This is a genomic window from Klebsiella sp. RC2, assembly GCF_014192815.1.
In the GTDB taxonomy this organism is placed as follows: Bacteria; Pseudomonadota; Gammaproteobacteria; order Enterobacterales; family Enterobacteriaceae; genus Klebsiella; species Klebsiella variicola.
Window position 1 is genome coordinate 220,000 of sequence record NZ_JACHYL010000001.1, and the last position, 22,306, is coordinate 242,305.

At 58.7% G+C, this 22,306-nt stretch carries 22 protein-coding genes and 1 pseudogene; 7 read left to right on the top strand and 16 right to left on the bottom strand.

Annotation, left to right across the window (positions count from 1 at the left end; all coding sequences use genetic code 11):
• Nucleotides 1-27: 27 nt before the first annotated feature.
• Nucleotides 28-258, bottom strand: coding sequence for a putative cation transport regulator ChaB (chaB, locus tag FHW76_RS01050; RefSeq protein ID WP_008804392.1), 231 nt, complete (start codon nt 256-258; stop codon nt 28-30).
• A 263-nt stretch (nt 259-521) separates the two neighbouring features.
• Between chaB and chaA the strand changes: the two genes are divergently transcribed.
• On the top strand, nt 522-1,622 hold the full coding sequence (gene chaA / locus FHW76_RS01055; RefSeq protein ID WP_064170561.1) for a sodium-potassium/proton antiporter ChaA: 1,101 nt from the start codon (nt 522-524) through the stop codon (nt 1,620-1,622).
• Between the two features lie 87 nt (nt 1,623-1,709).
• Here the strand turns inward: chaA and kdsA are convergent, their stop codons facing one another.
• Genes kdsA through hemA form a run of 6 tightly spaced genes read right to left on the bottom strand, consistent with a single transcriptional unit; the run spans nt 1,710 to nt 7,041 of the window.
• Nucleotides 1,710-2,564, bottom strand: a complete 855-nt coding sequence (kdsA, locus tag FHW76_RS01060) for a 3-deoxy-8-phosphooctulonate synthase (protein ID WP_183476145.1) — start codon at nt 2,562-2,564, stop codon at nt 1,710-1,712.
• A 39-nt stretch (nt 2,565-2,603) separates the two neighbouring features.
• On the bottom strand, nt 2,604-3,416 hold the full coding sequence (sirB1, locus tag FHW76_RS01065) for an invasion regulator SirB1 (protein ID WP_008804390.1): 813 nt from the start codon (nt 3,414-3,416) through the stop codon (nt 2,604-2,606).
• 3 nt (nt 3,417-3,419) lie between these two features.
• On the bottom strand, nt 3,420-3,812 hold the full coding sequence (gene sirB2 / locus FHW76_RS01070) for an invasion regulator SirB2 (protein ID WP_008804389.1): 393 nt from the start codon (nt 3,810-3,812) through the stop codon (nt 3,420-3,422).
• A complete protein-coding gene (gene prmC / locus FHW76_RS01075; protein WP_032735945.1) occupies nt 3,812-4,660 on the bottom strand; it encodes a peptide chain release factor N(5)-glutamine methyltransferase in 849 nt (282 codons plus the stop codon). The genes sirB2 and prmC overlap by 1 nt, the downstream gene beginning before the upstream one ends.
• The gene (prfA, locus tag FHW76_RS01080) at nt 4,660-5,742 is read right to left on the bottom strand and encodes a peptide chain release factor 1 (protein ID WP_008804387.1); all 1,083 of its coding nucleotides are present in this window, start codon (nt 5,740-5,742) and stop codon (nt 4,660-4,662) included. The genes prmC and prfA overlap by 1 nt, the downstream gene beginning before the upstream one ends.
• 42 nt (nt 5,743-5,784) lie before the next feature.
• Nucleotides 5,785-7,041, bottom strand: a complete 1,257-nt coding sequence (gene hemA / locus FHW76_RS01085) for a glutamyl-tRNA reductase (protein WP_012541339.1) — start codon at nt 7,039-7,041, stop codon at nt 5,785-5,787.
• A gap of 271 nt (nt 7,042-7,312) precedes the next feature.
• Between hemA and lolB the strand changes: the two genes are divergently transcribed.
• From lolB to dauA, 4 genes are all read left to right on the top strand, one after another.
• Complete coding sequence (gene lolB / locus FHW76_RS01090; protein WP_023340365.1) at nt 7,313-7,924, top strand: lipoprotein insertase outer membrane protein LolB; 612 nt, start codon at nt 7,313-7,315, stop codon at nt 7,922-7,924.
• The gene (gene ispE / locus FHW76_RS01095; protein ID WP_012541338.1) at nt 7,924-8,772 is read left to right on the top strand and encodes a 4-(cytidine 5'-diphospho)-2-C-methyl-D-erythritol kinase; all 849 of its coding nucleotides are present in this window, start codon (nt 7,924-7,926) and stop codon (nt 8,770-8,772) included. Before lolB ends, ispE begins: the two co-directional genes overlap by 1 nt.
• A 183-nt stretch (nt 8,773-8,955) precedes the next feature.
• On the top strand, nt 8,956-9,903 hold the full coding sequence (gene prs / locus FHW76_RS01100; protein ID WP_002910407.1) for a ribose-phosphate diphosphokinase: 948 nt from the start codon (nt 8,956-8,958) through the stop codon (nt 9,901-9,903).
• 250 nt (nt 9,904-10,153) lie between these two features.
• On the top strand, nt 10,154-11,833 hold the full coding sequence (gene dauA, locus FHW76_RS01105) for a C4-dicarboxylic acid transporter DauA (RefSeq protein WP_071582957.1): 1,680 nt from the start codon (nt 10,154-10,156) through the stop codon (nt 11,831-11,833).
• Here dauA and FHW76_RS01110 read toward each other — a convergent pair whose 3' ends face one another.
• Complete coding sequence (locus FHW76_RS01110) at nt 11,834-12,880, bottom strand: MerR family transcriptional regulator (RefSeq protein ID WP_110209356.1); 1,047 nt, start codon at nt 12,878-12,880, stop codon at nt 11,834-11,836.
• A gap of 220 nt (nt 12,881-13,100) precedes the next feature.
• Complete coding sequence (gene ychH, locus FHW76_RS01115) at nt 13,101-13,376, bottom strand: stress-induced protein YchH (RefSeq protein ID WP_002910437.1); 276 nt, start codon at nt 13,374-13,376, stop codon at nt 13,101-13,103.
• A 272-nt stretch (nt 13,377-13,648) separates the two neighbouring features.
• Here ychH and pth point away from each other — a divergent pair, with 272 nt between their 5' ends.
• Nucleotides 13,649-14,233 carry an aminoacyl-tRNA hydrolase gene (pth, locus tag FHW76_RS01120; RefSeq protein WP_004180389.1) on the top strand — a complete coding sequence of 195 codons (585 nt, stop codon included), beginning with the start codon at nt 13,649-13,651 and terminating at the stop codon, nt 14,231-14,233.
• A gap of 117 nt (nt 14,234-14,350) precedes the next feature.
• Nucleotides 14,351-15,445, top strand: a complete 1,095-nt coding sequence (ychF, locus tag FHW76_RS01125) for a redox-regulated ATPase YchF (RefSeq protein ID WP_008804380.1) — start codon at nt 14,351-14,353, stop codon at nt 15,443-15,445.
• Nucleotides 15,446-15,527: 82 nt separating this feature from the next.
• Here ychF and FHW76_RS01130 read toward each other — a convergent pair whose 3' ends face one another.
• The 7 genes and pseudogenes from FHW76_RS01130 to tssF all read right to left on the bottom strand — a co-directional run bounded on the left by FHW76_RS01130 (nt 15,528) and on the right by tssF (nt 22,181).
• Complete coding sequence (locus FHW76_RS01130) at nt 15,528-15,857, bottom strand: DUF1869 domain-containing protein (protein ID WP_008804379.1); 330 nt, start codon at nt 15,855-15,857, stop codon at nt 15,528-15,530.
• Between the two features lie 83 nt (nt 15,858-15,940).
• Nucleotides 15,941-16,855 carry a sugar ABC transporter substrate-binding protein gene (locus FHW76_RS01135; RefSeq protein ID WP_183476148.1) on the bottom strand — a complete coding sequence of 305 codons (915 nt, stop codon included), beginning with the start codon at nt 16,853-16,855 and terminating at the stop codon, nt 15,941-15,943.
• A 131-nt stretch (nt 16,856-16,986) separates the two neighbouring features.
• Nucleotides 16,987-18,389 (bottom strand): annotated as a pseudogene (locus tag FHW76_RS01140) (VasL domain-containing protein).
• Between the two features lie 19 nt (nt 18,390-18,408).
• Nucleotides 18,409-18,852 carry a type VI secretion system baseplate subunit TssE gene (gene tssE, locus FHW76_RS01145; protein ID WP_022066213.1) on the bottom strand — a complete coding sequence of 148 codons (444 nt, stop codon included), beginning with the start codon at nt 18,850-18,852 and terminating at the stop codon, nt 18,409-18,411.
• 2 nt (nt 18,853-18,854) lie between these two features.
• Nucleotides 18,855-19,391, bottom strand: coding sequence for a type VI secretion system lipoprotein TssJ (tssJ, locus tag FHW76_RS01150; RefSeq protein ID WP_183476152.1), 537 nt, complete (start codon nt 19,389-19,391; stop codon nt 18,855-18,857).
• Nucleotides 19,372-20,388, bottom strand: coding sequence for a type VI secretion system baseplate subunit TssG (tssG, locus tag FHW76_RS01155; protein WP_162993298.1), 1,017 nt, complete (start codon nt 20,386-20,388; stop codon nt 19,372-19,374). The genes tssJ and tssG overlap by 20 nt, the downstream gene beginning before the upstream one ends.
• Nucleotides 20,389-20,417: 29 nt before the next feature.
• Nucleotides 20,418-22,181 (bottom strand): type VI secretion system baseplate subunit TssF, encoded by a 1,764-nt coding sequence (gene tssF, locus FHW76_RS01160; RefSeq protein WP_122533576.1) that lies wholly within the window; start codon nt 22,179-22,181, stop codon nt 20,418-20,420.
• Nucleotides 22,182-22,306: the final 125 nt, after the last annotated feature.

The following is a 22,306-nucleotide window of genomic DNA, read 5'->3' on the forward strand; positions in this document are numbered from 1 at the left end:
TGGCAAGCATAAAAGCGGCGTCAGCAATTATTTTTTCTTATGCCACTTATCATCATCGCCTTTCTCGTAGCTATTCTTCACCGCCGCCCAGGCGACTTTGTGCGCCGTCTCTTCGCGGCTGGCGTCATCGCGCCGCTCATCTTTATCTTTATATTGATCCCAGGCGCTGTTAAACGCTTCTTTATAAATTTCCTGCGCATGAGCAGGCAGAACATGCTGAACGCTGTCGGGGAGTTCTTGTTTATTGCGATAGGGCATACTGACCTCCTGTTTGAGCATTAAATTTAAGTCTGGTACGCAAGCGGCTGGCTATCAAGGTCAAAATGAGTAGAAAAATTATTTTAGTAATTATCTGAATAGTAAGAACTAAATAGTGGTAAACATAAATTATAATAAACTAATCAAGATATCACTCGATACCCGTAAATTTAAGTAAAAAACCAGCGGTAATTTATCAAAATCTGTTACTTTACCGCCCTACGTTTTTATAATTATAACACCTGCATAAATGGAGATGGTTCATGACCCATGCACATGAGGCGGTAAAAACCCGCCATAAGGAGTCTTCCCTCGTCTTTCCGGTGCTGGCGCTGGCGGTGCTGTTTTTCTGGGGCAGCAGCCAGTCACTGCCAGTGGTTATCGCAATTAATATCCTCGCGCTGGTCGGTATTTTAAGCAGCGCCTTCAGCGTGGTCCGCCACGCCGACGTCCTCGCCCACCGCCTGGGCGAACCCTATGGCTCCCTGATTCTCAGTCTGTCGGTGGTTATCCTTGAGGTCAGTCTGATCTCCGCCTTAATGGCCACCGGCGACGCCGCGCCGACCCTGATGCGTGATACGCTCTACTCCATTATTATGATCGTCACCGGCGGTCTGGTCGGTTTCTCTCTGCTGCTGGGCGGGCGTAAATTTGCCACCCAATATATGAATCTGTTCGGCATTAAGCAGTATCTTATCGCCCTGTTTCCGCTGGCGATTATCGTGCTGGTCTTTCCGATGGCGCTGCCGGGCGCAAACTTCAGCACCGGGCAATCGCTGCTGGTGGCGGTGATCTCGGCGGCCATGTACGGCGTTTTCCTGCTGATTCAAACCAAAACCCATCAGAGTCTGTTTGTTTATGAGCATGAAGACGACAGCGACGATGACGACCCGCACCACGGTAAACCGTCTGCCCACAGCAGCGGGTGGCATACCGCCTGGCTGCTGGTGCACCTGATGGCAGTGATCGCAGTCACCAAAATGAACGCCAATCCGCTGGAAACGCTGTTGACCAGCATGAACGCCCCGGTGGCCTTTACCGGCTTCCTGGTGGCCCTGCTGATCCTGTCGCCGGAAGGCCTTGGCGCCCTCAAAGCGGTGCTCAACAATCAGGTACAGCGGGCGATGAACCTGTTTTTCGGCTCCGTACTGGCCACCATCTCGCTGACGGTCCCGGTGGTCACCCTCATCGCCTTCCTGACCGGCAATGAGCTGCGCTTTGGCCTTGGCGCCCCGGAGATGGTGGTGATGGTCGCTTCGCTGGTGCTGTGCCATATCTCCTTCTCCACCGGGCGCACCAATGTGCTGAACGGCGCGGCCCACCTGGCGCTGTTCGCCGCCTATCTGATGACCATTTTCGCCTGACCCCGCTTACCCGCCCGGCGGAGTCCGGGCGAAAAAAAAGCCTGCCGGTGTTAACACCGGCAGGCTTTTTCTGTGATGCGGTCAGGCTTACTTGCTGGTATCCAGCTCGTCGAAGCTTTTCACCAGATCGTCAATCGCTTTCATCTGCTTGAGGAACGGCTCCAGTTTATCCAGCGGCAGCGCGGACGGGCCGTCGCATTTCGCGTGGTCCGGATCCGGATGCGCTTCGATAAACAGACCGGCGATACCTACCGCCATACCGGCGCGGGCCAGCTCGCTCACCTGCGCGCGGCGACCGCCGGAGGCAGCGCCAAACGGGTCGCGGCACTGCAGCGCGTGGGTGACGTCGAAGATAACCGGCGAGTTGTTGGAGGCTTTCTTCATCACGCCGAAGCCGAGCATATCCACGACCAGGTTGTCGTAACCGAAGTTAGCGCCGCGGTCGCAGAGGATCACTTTGTCGTTACCGCCTTCGATAAACTTATCGACGATATTGCCCATCTGACCCGGGCTGACGAACTGCGGCTTCTTGACGTTGATCACCGCCCCGGTTTTGGCCATCGCTTCCACCAGGTCAGTCTGGCGCGCGAGGAAGGCCGGAAGCTGGATCACGTCCACCACGTCAGCCACCGGCTGCGCCTGGCTGGCTTCATGAACGTCGGTGATGATTTTCACGCCAAAGGTCTGCTTCAGCTCCTGGAAAATCTTCATCCCTTCTTCCAGACCCGGACCACGATAGGAGTGGATGGAGGAACGGTTGGCTTTATCAAAGGAGGCTTTGAAGACGTAGGGGATGCCAAGCTTCTGCGTAACGGTGACGTAATATTCGCAGATGCGCATCGCCAGGTCGCGCGACTCCAGCACGTTCATCCCGCCGAACAGCACGAACGGCAGGTCGTTTGCTACGTTGATATCACCAATGCTAACCACTTTTTGTTTCATAAGTTCGCCTTATCAGGGTGTAACCGGAATGGTTCCAGACTAATGCAATGTAATTTGTTTGTGCGAAATCGTGTTGATCTGCGCGCGGATCATCTCACTGATCGGATCCTCCGGGCACTGCTCAACGAAATAGCTCAGATCCAACAGCGCCACGTGATCGCAGTCCAACTGGGCGTATATCAGCCCGCGGTCGCGGATCTCATACGGATCTTCCGGGTTAAACTGCAGCAGCGCTTCGCTGGCGCGCAGAGCCAGCTCCATCTGCCGCTCTTCCATCAGCGCCGACTTCAGGGTGTCCAGCAGCTTGCGGATCACCTCGGCGTTATCCGCTTCGTCGAGATCTTCATTAAACAGTTCCGCCACCGGCCCGATGTTGCCCTTCAGCCATACCTCCAGGGTATGTTCGTCGAGGGTCTCGCCGTTAAACGGATTAATCAGCCACATCTCTTCGCTGGTTTCCGGATCCGCACGCAACAGCATTTGGGTCGGGAAGATCACCGGCACCACCGGCAGCGCCAGGCGCTGGGCGATCCACAGCAGGATCGCGCCTAACGACACCGCGCTCCCCTGACGGTTGACCAGCACTTTATCCAGCCATAACGCGTCGGAAAGACGATAAATGCCCTGCGACGCGCCAAAGCCCCACTCGTCGTAAAACAGCGCCAGCAGGCGTTCTATCTGGCGCTCCTGGTCCCACGACGGCGCAATCTCCTCCTGCGCGAGGCGCAGCAGCCGCTGCAGCTCTTCCTCGACAAAACGCGACGGAAAATCGTCGCGGACCTGTTCAGAAATGAGGACCATGCCATCACACAATGGCGCTTTGTTAAATTCGAAATCCGCTAATGACCCCATGCCCTACCCCAGTATCGGTATTCTTGTGATGGCGAGTTGAATGATAATAAACAACACCACCAGCGCCAGCAGGAACGCGATAAAACGGCTCTGCTGGCTGCGCGGACGACGGCGGCCCAGCGCGATAAAACCTAATGCGATGTAAATGATAACGCCAAACAGCTTTTCAGTCAGCCATGCGCCGTCTTCGGTGAACGGCAGGTAGTGCGTTATCGCCATTAAACCCGCACCGCTGAGAAACAGCAGCGTATCGCTGCAGTGCGGCGCAATTCGCACCCACCGCTGGTTCAGCAGCGGGCTCTGATGATACATCCACCAGTAACGTAAAACGAACAATCCTACCGACACCACCACGCTGGCGATGTGCAGGTAGAGGACAGCCGTGAATAAGTTCATCAGCCAACGTTCTCCATGTCGGGTAAACGTCCGAGAGTCAGACGTTCATTGTCGCCATAGTCGCGACAGGTCGCGACGTCGAGATAGCCCGCTTCGCGGAACAGGGCGCGAACCGCCTCGCCCTGGGTCCAGCCATGCTCCAGCAGCATCCAGCCGCCGGGCAGCAGATACTGCCGTCCCTCGCGGATAATCTGCGCCAGATCCGCCAGCCCCTGATCGGCAGCAACCAGCGCCGTCAACGGCTCAAAGCGCACATCGCCCTCGGCGAGATGCGGGTCGGCGGCGTCGATATAGGGTGGATTACTGACGATCATGGCAAAACGCTGCCCGGCCAGCGCGCTAAACCAGTCGCTTTGCCGTATCGTCACGTTAGCGATGTCCAGATGAGCGGCATTGCGCAGTGCCAGCGCCACGGCGTCCGGCATCACATCCACCGCGGTGACCTCGCAATCCGGACGCTCGCTGGCCAGCGCCAGAGCAATGGCGCCGGTCCCGGTGCCGAGGTCGAGAATACGGCACGGCGCGGCAGGCAGTCGCGCCAGCGCCTGCTCCACCAGACACTCGGTATCCGGTCGGGGGATCAGCGTCGCCGGGGAGACGAACAGCGGCAGCGACCAGAACTCACGCTGCCCAACCAGGTGGGCAATGGGTTCTCCGCGCTGACGTCGCTGCAGGAGCGCCTCCAGCGTCGTCGCCTCGTCAGCGGACAGCGTCGTTTCGCCGAAGGCCAAAATCCAGGTGCGCGCCCGGCCGGTAACATGTCCCAGCAGGATCTCGGCATCGCGTCGCGGGCTGTCGCTTTCACGCAGGCGGGCGATCGCCTGCTGCAGCCAGGCCTGAAAGGTCATCATTCCTGCTCGGACAGCGCCGCCAGCTGATCGGCCTGATATTCCTGAACAATTGGCTCAATCAGCATATCGAGTTTGCCTTCCATGGTTTCATCCAGACGATAAAGCGTCAGGTTGATGCGGTGGTCGGTCACGCGCCCCTGTGGGAAATTGTAAGTGCGGTTACGGTCGCTACGATCGCCGCTGCCCAGCAGGTTACGGCGCGTGGAGGCTTCCGCCTGCTGACGCTTGGCCACTTCGGCGGCGCGGATACGCGCCCCCAGCACTGACAACGCCTTGGCTTTGTTTTTATGTTGGGAACGTTCGTCCTGACACTCCACCACGATGCCGGTCGGCAGGTGAGTAATACGGATAGCCGAGTCGGTGGTGTTGACGTGCTGACCGCCCGCGCCGGAGGAGCGGAAAGTATCGATGCGCAGATCCGCCGGGTTAATGTCCGGCATTTCGGCTTCCGGCAGCTCCGGCATCACCGCCACGGTGCAGGCGGAGGTATGAATACGCCCCTGCGATTCGGTGGCCGGCACACGCTGCACGCGATGGCCGCCGGATTCAAATTTCAGCCGACCGTAAACGCCGTCGCCGCTGAATTTGGCGATCACCTCTTTGAAACCGCCGTGTTCACCTTCGTTGGCGCTGAGGATCTCCACCTGCCAGCGACGCGATTCCGCATAGCGGCTGTACATGCGGAACAGATCGCCGGCAAACAGCGCCGCTTCGTCACCGCCGGTTCCGGCGCGCACTTCCACGAAAGCGTTACGCTCGTCATCGGGATCTTTCGGCAACAGCAGCACCTGCAGCTGTTGCTCCAGCTGGTCGCCTTTTTCTTTGGCGTCACGCAGCTCTTCCTGCGCCATTTCGCGCATCTCCGGATCGTCGAGCATCATCTGCGCAGTTTCGATATCCTCCTGCACCTGACGCCAGTCGGTATAGCAGCGCGCCACATCGCTCAGTTGAGCATATTCCCGCGACAGCGCGCGGAATTTATCCTGATCGGCAATCGTCGCGGCATCGCCGAGCAGCGCCTGCACTTCTTCATGGCGCTCGTACAACGCTTCCAGTTTGGCAACAATAGAAGACTTCATAGGCGTGAATTCACCCTGTCCTGAAAATAAGAGAAAGGTGCGCTATTCCAGCCCGAGGCTGTTGCGCAGAATATGCAGGCGTTCGTCGTCCCCGTCACGGGCGGCCTGCTGAAGAGATTTGGTTGGCGCGTGGATCAGGCGGTTGGTCAGCTTGCGGGCCAGATCCTGCATAATTTCCTGGGCATCACCGCCCTGCTCCAGCGCGGCCAGCGCCTTCGCGGTCAGCTCCTCACGGACCTGCTCAGACTGAGAACGGTATTCGCGAATCGTCTCGCTGGCGCTCTGCGCGCGCAGCCAGGCCATAAATTCGCTGGTCTCCTGCTCGACGATCGATTCCGCCTGCACCGCCGCGGCTTTACGCTGCGCCAGGTTATGCTGAATGATGTTTTGCAGATCGTCGACGCTGTAAAGGTAGGCGTTGGCCAGTTTGCCGACCTCCGGTTCGACATCGCGCGGAACGGCGATATCCACCAGCAGCATCGGCTGGTTACGCCGCGCCTTAAGCGCGCGCTCCACCATGCCTTTGCCGATGATCGGCAGCGGGCTGGCGGTGGAGCTGATAATAATGTCGGCCTCTTTCAGCCGTTCGTCGATATCGCTGAGGGCAATCACCTCGGCGCCCACTTCGTCCGCCAGCGCCTGGGCGCGTTCGCGGGTGCGGTTGGCAATCACCATTTTGCGCACGTGATGTTCGCGAAGATGGCGCGCCACCAGTTCGATGGTTTCACCGGCGCCGACCAGTAACACGGTGACGCTGGAGAGCGATTCAAAGATTTGCCGCGCCAGGGTACAGGCGGCGAACGCGACGGAAACGGCGCTGGCGCCGATATCGGTTTCGGTACGCACACGCTTTGCCACCGAGAACGATTTCTGGAACATCCGCTCCAGTTCGCTGACGTTAAGATGACCGCGGCTGGAATCAGCAAACGCTTTTTTCACCTGGCCGAGGATCTGCGGCTCGCCCAGCACCAGCGAATCGAGGCCGCTGGCGACGCGCATCAGATGGCTGACGGCGTCATTATCCTGGTGCCAGTAGAGGCTCTTACGCAGGTCTTCTTCGTTGAGGCCGTGATAGTTGCACAGCCAGCGGATCAGCGCTTCCTGCAGATTGTCCTGCTCTTCGACGCTGAGATAGAGTTCCGTGCGGTTGCAGGTCGACAGCACTACCCCACCCTGCACCATCGGCTGAGCCAGCAAGCTCTCCAGCGCCTGATCGAGCGTTTCCGGCGAAAACGTCACGCGTTCTCGCAGGTCGACCGGCGCTGTTTTGTGATTGATGCCAAGAGCTAAAAGGGTCATTGTGAGGGAGTAGTACCAGCGTTGCTAAGGTTAGTCTGAGTGCATCATACAGGATGCGCGTAATCAATAAAAGAGAGGCTCCCCTTTTGGAGTAATAGCCAAAGCAAGACCGCCATTAACGTTAATTTTTTGATTTCAGACAACTTGAACGTAGACGCTATCGCCCGGCGACGCTAGCATTAAGGGTTATAAATGTAACCTGCTACACAAATCGGCCCGCTATTCCCCTGCCGCCGTTTTTCCCTGTAGACATCAAGGATTTGTCATCATTATGAATCGACTGTTCCGCTTGCTGCCGCTGGCCAGCCTCGTCCTCACCGCCTGTTCTCTTCATACGCCGCAAGGGCCTGGCAAAAGCCCGGATTCGCCGCAGTGGCGTCAGCACCAGCAGGCTGTTCGCAGCCTCAACCAGTTCCAGACTCGCGGGGCGTTTGCCTATCTTTCCGATGAGCAAAAAGTCTATGCTCGCTTCTTCTGGCAACAGACCGGCCAGGACCGCTATCGCCTGCTGCTGACCAACCCGCTGGGCAGCACCGAGCTGTCGCTGACCGCGCAGCCAGGCAGCGTGCAGCTGATCGATAACAAAGGCCAGACCTACACCGCCTCCGATGCCGAAGAGATGATCGGCCGCCTGACCGGGATGCCGATCCCGCTGAACAGCCTGCGCCAGTGGATCATCGGCCTGCCGGGCGACGCCACCGACTATTCGCTGGACGATCAGTACCGTCTGCGTGAACTTAACTACACGCAAAATGGCAAAACCTGGCACGTCACCTACGGCGGCTACACCAGCGATACCCAGCCAGCCCTGCCGTCTAATGTCGAGCTGAACAATGGCGCTCAGCGCATCAAGCTGAAGATGGATAACTGGATCGTGAAATGATGAGCCGCTGGCCCTCTCCTGCAAAACTGAATCTGTTTTTATATATCACCGGCCAGCGGGCCGATGGTTACCATACCCTGCAGACGCTGTTTCAGTTTCTCGACTATGGCGACACCTTGACCATCGAACCGCGAACTGACGGTCAACTGCGCCTGCTGACGCCGGTGGCCGGCGTGCCGGACGAGGAGAACCTGATCGTTCGCGCCGCGCGTCTGCTGATGCGTGCCGCCAGCGAAAGCGACCGCCTGCCGGCGGGTAGCGGCGCCGATATCAGTGTCGACAAGCGCCTGCCGATGGGCGGCGGCCTGGGCGGCGGCTCATCCAATGCCGCCACCGTGCTGGTGGCGCTCAACCATCTCTGGGGCTGCGGTCTCTCGGAAGAGGAGCTGGCGACCCTGGGCCTTCAGCTGGGGGCCGATGTGCCGGTCTTCGTGCGCGGTCATGCCGCCTTTGCCGAAGGGGTCGGCGAAATTCTGACGCCGGTGGAGCCCGAGGAAAAATGGTACCTGGTGGCGCACCCGGGGGTCAGTATTCCGACGCCAGTCATTTTTCGCGATCCGGAGCTACCACGAAATACCCCGCGCCGGTCAATTAATACGTTATTAAATTGTGAATTCAGCAACGATTGCGAGCTTATCGCAAGAAAACGTTTTCGCGAGGTTGATGCAGCGCTTTCCTGGCTGTTAGAATATGCGCCGTCACGCCTGACCGGCACAGGGGCCTGTGTGTTTGCTGAATTTAACACCGAATCCGCTGCCCGTCAGGTGCTGGACACTGCCCCGGCATGGCTAAACGGCTTTGTGGCGCGCGGAGTTAACCTCTCGCCGCTCAAGCAGGCCCTGCTCTGAATCCTGCGCCGTGATGGCGCAACGATAACGAGTCAACCGGGGAAATTGAGTTACGGTGACAACGTCACCCTGTTCCAGACGTTGCATCGTGCTCTTTAAATACACCGACTGGATCGAATGGCGCCAGCCCGCACATTATTGGCCCACTCATCCACCACTGGACGCATGCCTGAGGTTCTTCTCGTGCCTGATATGAAGCTTTTTGCTGGTAACGCCACCCCGGAACTAGCACAACGTATTGCCAACCGCCTGTACACTTCTCTTGGCGACGCCGCTGTAGGTCGTTTTAGCGACGGCGAAGTCAGCGTACAAATCAATGAAAACGTACGCGGTGGTGATATTTTCATCATCCAGTCCACTTGTGCTCCCACCAATGACAACCTGATGGAACTGGTTGTTATGGTTGATGCTCTGCGTCGTGCTTCGGCAGGTCGTATCACCGCCGTTATCCCTTACTTCGGTTATGCTCGCCAGGACCGTCGTGTTCGTTCTGCTCGTGTGCCAATCACCGCGAAAGTGGTGGCAGATTTCCTGTCCAGCGTCGGCGTTGACCGCGTGCTGACCGTTGACCTGCACGCAGAACAGATCCAGGGCTTCTTCGATGTGCCAGTTGATAACGTGTTCGGCAGCCCAATCCTGCTGGAAGATATGCTGCAGCTGAACCTGGACAACCCGATTGTGGTTTCTCCGGACATCGGCGGCGTCGTGCGTGCCCGCGCTATCGCTAAACTGCTGAATGATACCGATATGGCTATCATCGACAAGCGCCGTCCGCGCGCCAACGTCTCCCAGGTGATGCATATCATCGGCGACGTGGCTGGTCGTGACTGCGTGATGGTCGACGATATGATCGACACCGGCGGCACCCTGTGTAAAGCGGCAGAAGCGCTGAAAGAGCGTGGCGCGAAACGCGTATTCGCTTACGCCACGCACCCGATCTTCTCCGGTAACGCTATCCAGAACATCAAAAACTCTGTGATTGATGAATTTGTCGTTTGCGATACCATTCCGCTGGCACCCGAAATTAAAGCGCTGGATAAAGTGCGTACTCTGACGCTCTCCGGTATGCTGGCTGAAGCTATTCGCCGTATCAGCAATGAAGAATCTATCTCTGCTATGTTCGAACATTAATCGAGCCGAGCATAAAAACCCGCTGCGGCGGGTTTTTTTGTCTCTGAATTTTTAATTCTTCCACAAAATCATTCGGCATGCGTCAAGGCGGCAAGTGAATGAATCCCCGGGAGCGTACAGGCAGTACGTGACCGGGGTAAATGAACGCAGCCAACACAGAGGCATCCCGAAGGATGACGTGGAAATGACCAATGCCTCCTTCACCTGCCATTTAGTTGACAGATGATGCGCTCATGGATGAAACATTATTGTGAACAGATTATTTTCCTCACATGTGATGCCTTTCCGCGCCCTCATCGACGCTTGTTGGAAAGAAAAGTACACCACCGCCCGCTTTACCCGCGACCTGATCGCCGGGATCACCGTCGGGATCATTGCGATTCCGCTGGCGATGGCGCTGGCGATTGGCAGCGGTGTGCCGCCGCAGTACGGCCTCTATACCTCAGCGGTGGCAGGGATTGTGATCGCCATAACCGGCGGGTCGCGCTTTAGCGTTTCCGGCCCGACCGCCGCCTTTGTGGTGATCCTCTATCCGGTTTCCCAGCAGTTTGGTCTGGCGGGGCTACTGGTGGCGACGCTGATGTCGGGGATCTTTTTAATTCTCTTTGGTCTGGCGCGCTTTGGCCGTCTGATCGAATATATCCCGCTGTCGGTGACTCTCGGTTTCACCTCCGGGATCGGTATCACCATCGGTACCATGCAGATTAAAGACTTCCTCGGCCTGCAGATGCCCCATGTGCCGGAGCATTACCTGCAGAAAGTGGCAGCGCTGGCGATGGCCCTGCCAACGATTAACCCCGGCGATGCCGCCATCGGCGTCGTCACTCTCGGCACTCTGATCCTCTGGCCGCGGCTGGGTATCCGTCTGCCGGGCCACCTTCCGGCGCTGCTGGCCGGCTGCGCGGTGATGCTGGTGGTTAATTTGCTCGGCGGCGATGTCGCCACAATTGGCTCGCAGTTCCACTATCAGCTGGCAGACGGCACTCAGGGCAACGGCATTCCACAGCTGCTGCCGCAGCTGGTACTCCCCTGGGATATGCCGGGTTCAAACTTTACCCTGAGCTGGGCCTCGCTGCAGGCTCTGCTGCCTGCCGCCTTCTCCATGGCGATGCTCGGCGCCATTGAGTCTCTGCTGTGCGCGGTGGTGCTTGATGGCATGACCGGTACCAAGCATAAAGCCAATAGCGAGCTGATTGGCCAGGGGCTGGGCAACATCGTTGCGCCGTTCTTCGGCGGGATCACTGCCACCGCGGCGATTGCCCGCTCGGCGGCGAACGTCCGCGCCGGCGCCACATCGCCGGTTGCCGCCGTGATCCACGCCCTGCTGGTGATCCTGGCGCTGCTGATCCTCGCCCCGCTGCTCTCCTGGCTGCCGCTGTCGGCGATGGCCGCCCTGCTGCTGATGGTGGCATGGAACATGAGCGAGGCGCATAAAGTGATCAACCTGCTGCGCCACGCGCCGAAAGACGACATCGTGGTGATGCTGATGTGCATGTCGCTGACGGTGCTGTTTGATATGGTGATTGCCATCAGCGTCGGGATCGTGCTGGCCTCGCTGTTGTTTATGCGCCGTATCGCGCGCATGACCCATCTGGCGCCGGTCAACGTCGAGGTGCCAGACGATGTGCTGGTGCTGCGGGTGATTGGGCCGCTGTTCTTTGCCGCCGCCGAAGGCTTGTTCAACGACCTGGAGACCCGGATCGCCGGCAAGCGCATCGTGGTGCTGAAATGGGACGCGGTGCCGGTTCTCGACGCCGGTGGTCTGGATGCCTTCCAGCGCTTTGTGAACAAGCTGCCGGAAGGCTGTGAATTGCGCGTATCTAACCTCGAGTTTCAGCCGCTGCGCACGTTAGCGCGCGCCGGCGTCAAGCCGCTGCCCGGACGCCTGAGCTTCTACCCCGATCGTCAGGCCGCGCTGGCTGACCTGTGATCACCCGGCGGCAGGCCCCTGCGCCTGCCGCATCAAGGCTCCGGTCGCCTGCTGCAGCCAGCTCAGCACCGCCAGCGTCATCCAGGTGCCCTTCATCAAATGCGGCTCCTGCTCCATTGCCCGACGAAACTTCTGCAACGTCTGCGGCCGGGTACCGGCATAGGACTGAAACAGTTCAAGCCACGCCCGGGCCAGCGCCTGACCCGACGCCGAGTCCGGCGCTACGCCCTCCCGGCACGCCTGATGCAGCTTCGCCACCAGCGCAGGCCACTCCTGTAGCCGGTCGAAATAGTGCCGGCGGGTGAACGCCATCTCCTCGTCGTCGAGGTAACGCGCCCAGATGGCCAGTTTGCTTTCGGCAAAGGCCTCGGTGATAAAGGCGATGATGGCCGGGGTGACGCCGGTCTGTTCAACCATTTGCGGCTCGGCGGCATGCATCTCGTTCAGGCGGGTCAGAAACTCCGGGCGCCCTGCCGTATCCTGCTCCAGGCGCTCCATCCAGCGCGTCGCCAGACTCATCGCCTGCGGACTGTCCGTCGGGCAGCCGCTCGCCATCAGCGTCTGCACCTCCTCTGTTAGCTCGCGCCACGCCTGCGCGCGCTGTTCATCCTGTGCCGCAAACGGCAGCGCGGCTAACTCCTGTTGACTAAACCAACGATCGTACATTTTCATTAACTCCAGCGTCTGTAGCCAGGACTCCAGATCGGGTTCATTGCCGCCCGCCAGCGCCTCGCGCAGCACCAACAGCCGGTCGCGCAGCCTGCCGACATCGCGCAATTGGGCGTTGAGCGTCTCTATCTGCTGCGTCAGCAGCTCGGGTAGCGACAGCGTTTGCCGATCGAGATAGTCCTTGATGGTGGCGAGCGTCAGCCCGGCCTGCGCCAGCGCCTTTATCATATGCAGGCGCTGAACCGCGGACAGGTTATAGAGCCGATAGCCCGCCTCGCTTCTGGCCGAAGGCGTTAACAGCCCCGTCTGTTCATAATGATGCAGCGTACGCACCGTCATTCCGGCGCGCTTCGCCAGCTCTCCCACCTGAATTAACATGACTGCTCCTCTCTGTGGCCAGGTCCGCTACTCTGCTGCCTGACGTAACGTCAGGGTCAAGCGAAAACCTCATTTGCTATTCATTTTGGCAGCAACCTTAGCAGCACGGAGGTCAGGACGGAATGGGGTCGTATGGTGATGGGGAAAAGAGGAGGAAATAACGAGAGTCACAGGAAAACGCATCGGCCTTCAGGGGCCGATGCGGGAAATCATGCTACGGTTAGCTGTGGCGATGCTGATTACGACGGCAGCGTTTATCATAGTGGCGCACCCACCAGTAGCGGTCGCTGACCTGCTCGTGGCCGCCAATACGGGCACCGGCCAGCCAGAGCACGGCGCCAACGAAGATGCTTAAGATTGCGCCATGTGCAAAGAATTGCGGCAGGTTAAGCTGCGGAAGCTGGTTCAGAATGGAGTAACCTACCCCCACAACCATCACCACCAACCCTAACCCCATGAGTACGTTACCGAGTAACGAAGCGTTTTTGCGTTTCATGTGTCACCTCCGGACTTTGGGTTGCCAGGGAATATCCCCAAATCTTATAGGTGTAGTATAGACAGGGTCCCTGCCCTGGAGTGCGCCCACGATCACATTAGTGAACACCGATTAGACAAATATTTACAAATAAGCCTCTGAACAATATCAAATTCTAATGATTCAGGTGGGTAATCATCAATGCTGGTATTGTCTCGTGGGCAGAACTTTGTCAAGCGCGCCCGCAGACAGTACACTACGCGGCAGAGAATGCCCCATGCAGGAAAGAAAACGTGACCATTAAACTGATTGTCGGCCTGGCCAACCCCGGTGCGGAATATGCCGCCACCCGGCACAACGCTGGCGCCTGGTATGTAGATTTACTGGCGGATCGCCATCGTGCGCCGCTGCGCGAAGAGAGCAAGTTCTTCGGCTACACCTCGCGCATCAATCTGGCGGGCGAAGACGTTCGCCTGCTGGTTCCTACGACGTTTATGAACCTCAGCGGTAAAGCAGTGGCTGCAATGGCGACCTTTTATCGCATTAACCCGGATGAAATTCTGGTCGCCCATGATGAGCTGGATTTGCCGCCCGGGGTGGCGAAATTCAAGCTTGGCGGTGGCCATGGCGGCCACAACGGCCTAAAGGACATCATCAGTAAGCTCGGCAATAACCCGAACTTTCACCGCTTACGCGTCGGGATCGGCCATCCGGGTGACAAAAACAAGGTTGTCGGCTTTGTACTCGGCAAACCGCCGGCCAGCGAGCAGAAACTGATTGATGATGCTGTCGACGAAGCGGCGCGCTGCACCGAAATCTGGTTAAAGGACGGGCTGACCAAAGCCACCAACCGCTTACATGCCTTTAAGGCGCAATAAGCCGTTGTCGTGCGGCATTTTTGCCGCGCACCGTGTATAATAGGCAAAGCTATTCAATTTTCTGCAATCTGTTGCTTATAACAGATTGATTATCCAAAGATTAAGGTGATTTAAATCATGGGATTCAAATGCGGTATCGTCGGTTTGCCCAACGTCGGCAAATCCACCCTGTTCAATGCGCTCACCAAAGCGGGTATTGAAGCGGCCAACTTCCCCTTCTGTACCATTGAGCCGAACACCGGTGTCGTACCGATGCCCGATCCGCGTCTGGACAAGCTGGCTGAAATCGTCAAACCGCAGCGCATCCTGCCGACGACGATGGAATTCGTTGATATCGCGGGCCTGGTGAAAGGCGCGTCCAAAGGTGAAGGTCTCGGCAACCAGTTTCTGACCAACATTCGTGAAACCGAAGCTATCGGCCACGTGGTTCGCTGCTTTGAAAATGACAACATTATCCACGTTAACAACAAAGTGGATCCGGCTGACGACATCGACGTTATCAACACCGAGCTGGCACTTTCCGATCTGGACACCTGCGAGCGCGCTATCCACCGTGTGCAGAAGAAAGCTAAAGGCGGCGATAAAGACGCTAAAGCTGAGCTGGCGGCGCTGGAAAAATGCCTGCCGCAGCTGGAAAATGCCGGCATGCTGCGTTCACTGAAAAACCTGACCGACGAAGACAAAGCAGCGATTAAATACCTCAGCTTCCTGACGCTGAAGCCGACCATGTATATCGCCAACGTCAATGAAGACGGCTTTGAGAATAACCCTTATCTCGATAAAGTCCGTGAAATTGCCGCCGCCGAAGGTTCTGTGGTCGTCGCCGTTTGCGCCGCCGTTGAGTCCGATATTGCCGAGCTGGACGACGCTGACCGCGACGAGTTTATGGCCGAGCTGGGTCTCGAAGAGCCAGGCCTCAATCGCGTGATCCGCGCCGGTTACGAGCTGCTGAATCTGCAGACCTACTTCACCGCAGGGGTGAAGGAAGTTCGCGCATGGACCATCCCGGTCGGGGCAACCGCGCCGCAGGCAGCCGGTAAGATCCACACCGACTTCGAAAAAGGTTTTATCCGCGCGCAGACCATCGCCTATGAAGACTTTATTACCTACAAAGGCGAACAGGGTGCAAAAGAAGCCGGTAAAATGCGTGCAGAAGGCAAAGACTACATCGTGAAAGATGGCGATGTGATGAACTTCCTGTTCAACGTCTGATCCCGCTGGCTGGCGTTTTCGCCACCACCACGCCATAAAAAATCCACGCTCCGGCGTGGATTTTTTTTACCCGGACGACACGCTACTCCACAATATGGGTCTCTTCAGCCGCCTCATAGCCATCAACGATCTGCACAATTTTCTTTAATTCGCCCTCGATGAAAGCCGGGGTGGCGCTTTCCCCTGAGGCCGGGTGATGAAGCTCGACCGAGATGCCGCTGGCGGCATTGGTCAGTGACAAGCTGATCTCCTGCTGGCTCGCTGCGGACGATGGTCGCCCGATTTGCTGCACGATGGCCGCCGCCGCCGCGCGCGTATCAACGTCTGCGAGATGCCCCCACCTCATTTCAACATGTCCCTGCTGCCCTGCCTTTATCACCTGCAGCGTATAGCCGCTTCTTGCCGTTGCCATGTCTTTTCCTCCGGTTTCGTTGCCCGGGCGTCACATTATCAGCCCGGTTCTATCAGCAAAGTTCGTTCACGTGCGCCTTGCCGTTAATGACTCTTTTCCACATAGGTCTGCATGTTTTCTTTGGTCACTAACTCAAACGGGATCCAGACATGAGACTCGACCTTTTCTCCTTTAATCAGCTTCAGCGCTACCGCTAAGGCCGTTTTGCCCTGACCGACGGCGTCCTGGAAGACCGTCACCTGGATCTTATCGCTGGCCAGGGCTTTCAGCCCGTCCGGCGTGGCGTCGATCCCACCGATCAACAGCTTCTTCTGGCTCTTCTCCAGCGCCATCGCCGCGCCAATCGCCATCTCATCGTTGTTCGCCGCCACAATATCAATCGCTTCCCCGTTGCCTGTCCAGTTCTGCATCAGATCCATTCCCTCGCTGCGGGAATAGTTGGCCGGCTGTTTCTGCACCACTTTCATTGCCGGATATTTGGCCACCACCTGCTCGACGTCTTTGGTGCGCTGCAGCGCGCCGGCGTCAGTGAGATTGCCGATCATGATGGCGACATTGCCTTTGTAGTTCGCCAGCTTCGCCAGCGCCTCCATCTGCAATGTGCCGGACTCCCGCTCGTCCGAACCGACAAACACCACGCCAGGCGGTAACGTTTTATCCCCCGGCGTCCGGTTCACATACACCAGCGGCATTTTGGCCTGCTGCGCCATCTTCGTCAGCTGCGGGGTGCTGGCGGAGTCCACCGGGTCGACGATGATCGCGTCCACGCCGGAGGCGATAAAGCTCTGCACCTGATCGGCCTGGCGTCCGGTGTCGCCGCGGGCGTCTTCAAACTGCACGTCGACATGACGGGCGCGGGCCTCTTTCTCAATGGACTGGCGGATAATGGTGAGAAAGTTTTGATCGAAGTAGGCCATTGAGACGCCGATCTTCTCCGCCAAAGCCGAGGTGGAACTGGCCAGTAACCCCACTAACAGGATGATTTTACAGTGCTTCATAGCATGCCCTCAGAGGTCGAAATGAAATTTTCAATATAAACACAAATGGTATATTTAAATCATTTTCAGACTACGAAGGGCGTTCGGTTCTTGCAATAAGGATGTAAAGAAAATGTTGCCATGCGCACACTTTATTTCACCGCCTCACTCACCGAGGGCTTACCGGTAGGGGGATCTCAGCGGGCGGCGACTGCTTTCGCTTCAGCAGGGCATACTCCACGATCAGTTGTTGCAGATGCAGCTCCGCGAGGCTTCCCCGGGCGGCAGGCCAGGGTTGCTCAACGGGAAGCACGGCCAGCTGGCGTAGCTCCTCCTCCAGCGGAACGGCGCGGTTAAACGACTGCATGATGGCAAACACTGCGGTTTTCAGTTCGCTCACCGTGAGGTATCTCCCCTTCTGCTCGTCGAGGGCATTGAGCTGGCCGGCGAGCCGCTGCAGCTGCTGCATTCCCTCGGACCAGCCGGTGAGGTTTTCCGCGGGCAATGCGGCAGCGCTCAACTGCTGCCGCCACTGCTGCGCCAGCGGTTGTGCTTGATCCGGCCAGCGACTCAGGGCCTGCCGGACCAGCTGGTCGCCGTAGCTTACCGCCCAGTCCGGCGCCAGGCGGGCGAGCTCGCCAAGCTGGCGCTGCGTCTGAGGCAGATCCACCGGCATCAGGGGAGATGCCCCCGGCAGGCCCGGTATCACATTTTGGGTCACCGAAATGGGCGGTAAATCGAACTGACGCAACGCCAGCCATCCACCGACGGCGATGCCCGTCACCGCCAGCATGGTGACCATCCCGGCGACAAACGGCTTCCAGCGCGGCGCGGTTGCCGGAGAAGACGCCACCACTGGCGCGGGCCGCTTTGCAGGTAAAGGCGGCGCAAGCGGCTCAGCCTTTGGTCTACGTTTTAGTTCTGGCACTGGTTCAACCTTCGCCGCATCCTCTTCGCTGACCAGAGCGCCGGGAAGTTCCGCGTCAGACACCGCCACCGGCGGCGCGGTGGGGAGCGCTGGCGCAGGGTCGAGATTCTCGAAGCGGCTTACCGTGCTGTGCAACAGCGCCCGCAGGTCGCTCAGCGAGTTTTCAGGCGCGATCTCAAGGCGCTGGAGCACTGCGTCGAAGCTTTGCAGCGAACGTTCAGCCTGACCAAGCGACTCGAGATCCGCCGGGGCGAGACTGAGAGTGCGGAGCACCTGCCGCAGCCGCTTGCTCAGGGTGCGGAAGATCTCTGTCCGGGCCGGGAGCGCCTGCGGCCACAGGTTTTTCCCCTGGTGGGCCAGCAGCGACTCCATTAGCGACAGCCCCTCGTGGATCCCTGCCAGCCCGCCCAGCCTGGCGCGGGCCAGCGTATACCAGGCGACAGTCTGCAGATCCGCGCCGTGATGCTCCAGCAGCGAGCGGGCAAGCTGCTCGGCATACGGCCAGTTAATATCCGGCCGCGCCGGGTGGCTGAGCTTGTTCATTTCCGCACGCAGGGCAATAAAATCAGCCAGCGTGCGCGGGTCGCCACCGGTTTTATAGTGGCGTTCGTCGTGTGTTGTCATCATGATGTCTTTCAGCGAGAGATTAGAGGGCGGAGCGGGCGTCAAGATACTGCTGGCGTTTGAGGTGGCGGATCAACACCCTGCCCTCGGGCATAAACTCTGTGCCGTAACGCACCAGGCCAATATTTTTCAGCTCCGCATCAATGGCATAGCGCAGTTCGCCGGGCGCATGCTGATCGAGCATCACCACCGCGATCCGCTGCAGGCGCGGTTCGTACTTCAGCAATACCGCCGACAACGTGCTCATCAGCTGATGCGCCGACGCCGGCATCCCCTGGAGGATAGCGGTCATATCCGGCAGGCCGTAGTCCGGCAGATGCGCCAGCGTTCCGGCCCGACAGTTAAGGATGCGCTGCATGTTATCGAGCACCGACAGGATGACCTGATCCGTTTCGCTGACAGTATTCAGGTCAAGCCCGCCGGCGAAATTGCCGTACAGGATGTCATACAGGGAGGGACGAGGCATTTTCACTTCTCCTTAAGCGGGTGCAGCGTCAGTTGATTTTGGCTGGCTTCGATAATGCGCGGCCTCGCCGGGTCAAGATCGTCCCGGGTGAGTACCAGCCGCCAGCTGTTTTGCGTCAGGTCTGGATCGATAAACATGGCCGCCACCGCCACAAACTGCGCGCTGGTTTCCATAGGCATATCGACGGTCACCGATTCGCCCGGACGCAGGCGAACATCTTTTTCCGCCATCCGGTCCGCCTGCAGCGCCTGGCCATCGCCAGCAAATAGCGACGGGTAGTCAGTATTGTCGAACGCCTGCCGGTCCTTAAGCTGGTAAATACGCACCACCGTCGCCAGGGAGGCGCCTTTGGCGTTGTTATTTACCCCTTCCCGGGCGCGAAGATCCAGATGCAGGGTTTTCACCTGGGGGTAAAAAATGGACTGGGTCACGGAAACGGCGCCGTCTTTTACGGTCTGCGTCAGGCCGCAGCCGGTTAAGACGGTAACCATAAGGAATGCCAGCAACCTGGCGGAGGGTTTAACTGCGGTAATCGCCATCTTCATCGCTCTCCCTGCGGTGGATATTTTCCCGGACGCGCTGATAGCGCCCCAGATAAATCGTGATCCTGTCGTCAGCCTGTTTTTGCGCATCCAGCGGACGCAGCACAGCGGTACGGCCAAGCTGGACGGCATGCGCCTGCTGGCAGCAAAGTTGCGCATCCGGCAGTAAATGGCGGGCGACGCAAAGCTGCAGCCGCACGTCGAGATGAGATCCGAGCCAGACGTGCAGGAGCGCCATCAGGTCGCTGAACAGTTCGCCGCCGGGCAGCCAGCCGCGAACCTCATCAGGATTCTCCGTGGCCAGCTGCAGCAACACCTGACTGTTCACATCCGTGGCGTGAGTTCCCATCACTGGCCTGTGTTGCAGGCTAACCGGCTGGCGGATGCTCATCGTTAACGGCTGCGACAAGGGGATCCGGGAGGGATCGTGGTGGTACACCGTCGCCCGGGTCCCCGGGGCCAGGAGCGCCACCAGCGCCTCCATGCCTTCCCCGGATCTCCCCGGCAGCATCATCACCGGCAGCAACGCCAGAAATCGCGACAGCGGCGCTGCGGCAACGGCGGCACATCCCGGTATGCCCAGCCCCGCCAGGCCCAGCAGATACTGCGAGGTGTTGTCCGTGCCACCCGCCCGAAAGGTTGCCGGGTAGGAATATTTGCGCCAGATACGGTAATACTGGGCGATCAGCCGATGGTTAAAGATATCGAGAAAATCCTCGGTCGCCTCGACGCCTTCCCGCCGTTGCGCAATGTCATCGCTATAGTGGGTCGGCAGCGGGGATTCCACGCCGTAGAGTCCCATAAAAGCAACGCGCACCGTCGGCAGCCGGGACGGTTCAGGATCGTCCATTCCACGGATTTCGCCAGCCGGGAAACCCATCCCCGGATGCGGGCGAAAGCGTATGGGTTCATCACCTAATAGCCAGCCGCTGCCGATGATCGGCGCCTTCGGCTGGATCTCCTCCAGCAACTGGCAGAAGCGGTAAAAATTCATGTACGGCAACTGAGGCCGGAGCTGCGCCATCAGCCGGGCAGGCGCAGACTGTGATTCTCTTTCCACCGGATACATTTCCCTTCAGGTTGAACAATGAGCGTTAGCTGGTTGAACTGATTCATATCGGCATACAGCGCGAAAAAGCGGTTGAGCATGTCGCCAAACAGGTGGACATCGCCCGCGCCGGTAAATCCGCTACCGTCGAGCGTCACTTCGATATCCAGCCCGCGCAGCAGGAATCCCTGTTCGAAACGCTGAATTCGGTGATGGCTGACCGCCAGAATAGCGTCCAGACGACGGTTATTGAGCTCATCCTCCCGCCAGTTGTAGAGCGACAGCGTACCGCGCAGTACCTCGGCGCTGCTCATCATGTTGAGAAAACGGGTGCCCAGATGGCTCATGACCCGCCAGTGGTAGCGGTCTTCCGCCGGGGGATATACTGGCAATGTGGGCTTACAGAGATTGCGGACGGTAAGCGGCGTGGCTGATATCGACTCACAGCGATCCAGCAGCGTGCTCTGTAGCGCCCGGCGCGGCAGCTGGCCGTTAGTGCCGGTGATGCGCAAGGAGACCGTTTCCCGCGCCAGCGCCCGGTCGGCCTCCCATTGCTGTCCGCCGAGGATAAGCCAGGTGTCGTGCATACCGGTAACGCCCCGCTTGACGCGGGTGTGGTAGTAGCGCTCCGGCGCATGGCGACGCATCATTCCCCCCTGGTGACGAAAGCGGGTGAAAGGCACATAGCGCGCCTCCCCGGTGCGCCCGGAGCCGGTCACGCTGTCGACAGAATAGATTTCGGTATGCCCGTCCTGCAGGCGCTTCGGACGCAGGAGGTATTCGCTCTCCAGCCCGCTGATGGTCAACGGATCGGCCTCAAGGGTAAACAGGTTAATCACTGGCACACAGTGCAGGCGCAGGCTGCTTGCGCTGACGGGTAAATCGCTTTGCCAGACCTCGCTGAACACCACCTCAAGCGTGAAATGCGATATCCCCGCCGGCAGGGTGATGTTTTCCAGGCCATTTAGCTGCACGAACATAAATTTTTCGCGAAAGGTGAAATACTCGAGCAGCAACTGATAGCCGCTGAAAGCGCTCTCCCCCTTCGGCCATAAACGATCCTCCTCGCTGAATCCCCCCGGGGAAAAATAGCCGTCGAGGCTTATCCGCTCTGTCTGACCCGGCAGGCGCAGGTACAGCGCGGCCTGGCGTCGGGTCAGCCACAGATGGAGGGCGCTGCCGGTAACGGCGTCTTCCCCCAGGTACAGCGGCAGGCGGCGGAGATCGGTCTGCGACCAGTCCGCCAGCTCGCTACAGGTGAAGCGTAGCCGCAGGACCGAACGTCCGTCCGGCTCCGCCGTCATCACCGCCTCCTCTATCGCCAGCGGATTAAGCGTCAGATCGCGGGTGGTTCGGTACCGGCACACGGTATTTTTCGGCCCCAGTGGGCGGGAGCTAATCTCAAACCCGGCGGGCACCGTTTCCGCCATCTTCATCGCCGGCAGCGTTGGGGTCAGCGCCACGATCGATAGCGATGGAATGGTGCGCAAATAGTGCGGCCACAGCATGCTGACCAGCCCCTCGGTCAGCTCCGGCAGATCATCATCAATTTTTTCGCGCAAGCGACCTACGGAAAAGGCAAAGCCTTCAAACAGGCGCTCAACGTAAGGGTCCGGCGTACCGGCTTTATCGAGATCCAACATCGCCGCCCGATCGGGGTGAGCCTGCGCGAACGCTTTTGCCGCCTCGCGCAGGTAGCGCATTTCAGCGTCAAAATATCGCAGGGTTAAATCGTCCATTATGAATATTCCATTATTCGTCTACAGGGAGACACGCAGCATGGCTGCGCGGTCAGATTAGTTGGCCGTCGGGCGACCATGAGCGAAGGAGGCCTGGCGTTGCAGGTCAACGCCAATCAGTCTGG